This window comes from Arthrobacter sp. TB 26 (genome assembly GCF_000427315.1).
GTDB lineage: Bacteria > Actinomycetota > Actinomycetes > Actinomycetales > Micrococcaceae > Arthrobacter.
Genome location: NZ_AUPJ01000510.1, coordinates 2,742 through 5,953, shown reverse-complemented (window position 1 = coordinate 5,953; position 3,212 = coordinate 2,742). Strand labels below are relative to the sequence as shown.

General features: G+C 70.0%; 2 protein-coding genes (1 of these 2 only partly in view). Both read right to left on the bottom strand.

Going from position 1 to position 3,212, the window contains the following annotated elements:
• Positions 1-3,116, bottom strand: a 3,116-nt coding sequence (locus K789_RS0120205; RefSeq protein WP_024368334.1) for an FtsK/SpoIIIE domain-containing protein, incomplete at its 3' end; no start/stop codon positions are given.
• On the bottom strand, positions 3,113-3,212 hold the final stretch of the coding sequence (locus K789_RS0120200) for a hypothetical protein (RefSeq protein WP_024368333.1). Its footprint extends 617 nt past the window's final position; the window shows 100 of its 717 coding nt (coding positions 618-717); its start codon lies off the right edge, out of view; the stop codon is at positions 3,113-3,115. The genes K789_RS0120205 and K789_RS0120200, both read right to left, overlap by 4 nt.

Genomic DNA, 3,212 nt, shown 5'->3' with positions numbered 1-3,212 from the left:
ATCGCGATGCCGCGCAGGGCCGCGGACTTGCCCGAGCCGCCGGTGCCGTAGATGGCCATGTTCCCGTCCCGGTCCGGCTCGTAGAACACGGTGGGCTGGTCCTGGTGCGCGGGATCGTCGGCGACGCCGAGGAGCAGGCGTTCGTCCGTCCGGGGGTTCGGCAGCCGGGAGAAGTCGTAGGTGGTGGCGAGTTCGTCCAGCCAGGGTTTGCGCGGCGGCTCGATGGAGAGCACGTCGGCGGCCCTGATGATGTTGGCGGTCATCCGGGCGATGTCGTTCAGGCCCGCCGCTTCCTCCTTCACCGGGGTCCCGGGCGCCGGGGCGGCCCAGGCCGGGCCGGAGCCGAAGGCCATCTCGACGATCTCGATCTGCGGCCGCTGCGGCTTCTCCGTGGTCCAGCCGCCGGCGTAGCCGGTCTGGAAGCCCTGGATCCGGCCGGGGCCGGTCTTGGCGGCGCCGCGTCCGGGAATGGCGGGGTCGAAGTACGCCGCCGTGGGCACACCGAGGATGTCGATCGCGTCGTCCTCGTCGGCCATCCGCAGCGCCACGCGCAGGTTGGTGTTGGCGCGCAGGCTTTCCTTGATTACCCCCGCCGGACGCTGGGTGGCCAGGATCAGGTGCAGGCCCAGGGACCGGCCGCGGGCGGCGACGTCCACCACGCCGTCGACGAACTCCGGCACCTCGGTGGCGAGGGCCGCGAACTCGTCCACGATGATGATCAGGTACGGCGGCGCTTCCGGGTCCGCTTCGCGCTGGAGTTCCAGCAGGTCCTTGGCTTTTTTCCGGTTCAGCAGCCGTTCCCGGTGGTGCAGCTCGGCCCGCAGCGAGGTCAGGGCGCGGCGGACGAGGTGCGGGGAGAGGTCGGTGACCAGGCCCACTGTGTGCGGCAGGTGCAGGCAGTCCGCGAATGCGGCCCCGCCCTTGTAGTCGACAAACAGGAAACTGACCCGGTCCGGGCTGTAGGCGGCGGCCATACCCATCACCCAGGACTGCAGGAACTCGGACTTGCCGGCGCCGGTAGTGCCGCCGACGAGGGCGTGCGGGCCCTCGTTCTTGAGGTCGAGGTAGAGCGGCTCGATGCCTTTGGAACCGACCAGGGCCCGGAGTGTGCCGTTGTCCTTGCGGTTGGGCACGGCGGAGGCACGGACCGAGTTGTTTTCGGTCCACCGCTCGGCCACGGCCGCCGGGTTGTCCAGGAAGTCCTTGCCGATCAGGGTCGCGTAGGAGACGGCACGCGGCAGGTCGGAGTCGTCCTCCAGCGGCTTGCCGACGTCGACCACCGGGGTCAGCATCCGGGCCAGCTGCGCGGCGAGGCCGGCGTCGAGGCTTTCGCAGCTCACCGGGAAGGTGTGCCGGCCGAGCCGGACCTGTCCGGTGGTGGTGCCGTTCTCGCCGTCGACGGCCATGAAGTCCCGGCACGCGGCCGGAAGCTGCTGCACGGAGGAAGCCACCCACATCACGTGCACGCCGGAATCCGGTCCGCGCTCAAGCACCCGGGTGAGGCGGCCGCGGTCCACCGGGGCGTCGTCCTCGACGACCACCAGCACGGTGGGCAGCAGCGGTTCCGCAAGATCGGAGCTGAGCGGGTCGACGCCGGGCCGCAGGGCCGGGCGCGGGGTGCGGGAGCCGGCCTCCCGCTGGTCAATCAGGTCTTCCAGCCGGGCCAGCAGGGCTGAACCGCCCGCAGGACCGGCGGCGAGGTGGTCACCGCTGAGCGGGCTGTGGCCGGAGCCGACGTGCGGGAGCCACTGCAGCCACTCCCAGCGTTCCTTCGACTGCGCCGAGGTGATGGCGGCCACTACCACTTCCGCGGGTGAATGCAGGCCCACGAGCTGCAGGACCATTCCGCGGGCCACATCGTCGACAAGGCCGCGGGAACCCGCGAGGCCGAAGGAGCCGGCGGAGCGCAGCTGCGAGACGATCGGCACGCCTTCGACGTCCCGGAACTGGGCCAGGCACTCCTGGATTTCGGCCATGTATTCGGCTTCGGTCTCGTTGTTGCCGGGCTCCTCGAACTGGATCCGCGAGGGCGCCGTGCCCAGGCCGAAGCGCAGGCCCAGGAAACCGGTGTGCTCGGGACGGTGGGTCCAGAGCAGCGGGCCAAGCTTATAGATCGAGTCCACGGTGTCACTGACCGAAGGTGCCTCCTGCAGCCGGACGGAGCGCTCCACGTTCTGCAGCCGGGTGATGTCCGTCCGGAACGCGGCCATGGACTCGCGGAACTGCTTGAGTTGTTCCTTGCGTTCCCGCTTCGCCTGCAGCTTCTGGTCCACGTAATGGCCCACGATGAACAGCGGCATCATCAGCATGAACACGACAGAGAGTACGTTCTGCGTGACAGCGAACAGGATGCCGCCCATCATCAGCGGCGCGAGCATCATGATGTACGGGAAAGCATGGTGCTCCTGGCGCTTGGGCCCGGCCGGGAGCATCCGTTTTTGCTGCTCGAAGCGCGGCACCACACGAGGCGAGCGGTTGAAGTCGATCAGCGGGGAGCTCGGCGCGGAACTGTGCCCGGTGCCGAGCGAGACCACGGAGACAGTCGTGTCGCCCAGGGCCACGGTGTCCGAGGAGTTCAGCGTTGCCCGGGTGACCGGCAGCCCGTCCATCAGCAGCCCGTTGGCCGAATTCGTGTCCACGATCTCGACCGTCTCGCCGACCGTGATGCGGGCGTGGCGCTTGGAGGTGAGGGGGTCCGTGAGCCGGACGTCGGTGTCGCGGCCCCGGCCGATGTAGCTGGTGCCCGAGGGCAGCGAGAATTCGCGTCCGACGTCGGGCCCGGACAGCACACGCAGCGTCGCCGCCGCCGGTCCCCGGCTCGCGCCGGGTGTCGCGAACTGCTCGCTCAGCTGGGTCAGCGAGACGATGGAGCCCGGCCGGAGCCCGGATTCCAGCAGGTTGTCCTGGCGGTCCAGGATGCTGCCCTTCATGCCGCCGGCGGCGAAGGCTTCCTCGATGCTGAGGGACAGGTTCGACGGCGGCGGGGTCCCCCGCCGGGCGGGGTCGGCGGCCCAGAGCTGGGTGGCGATGTCCGCCACCGTGGCGAGTCCGTCAACGGTGACGGCGAGGTCTTTGGCGTCGGCCGGGTCGCGGCGGAGCGTCAGTCGGATTCTCACGCTTGGTTGGTTCCGTTCAGTTCAGTGGCGGCGGGCAGCAGGTGCAGGTCCGCCGGGGTCACCAGGTGCGAGGTGACGGCGTGTTCCACGAGCCGC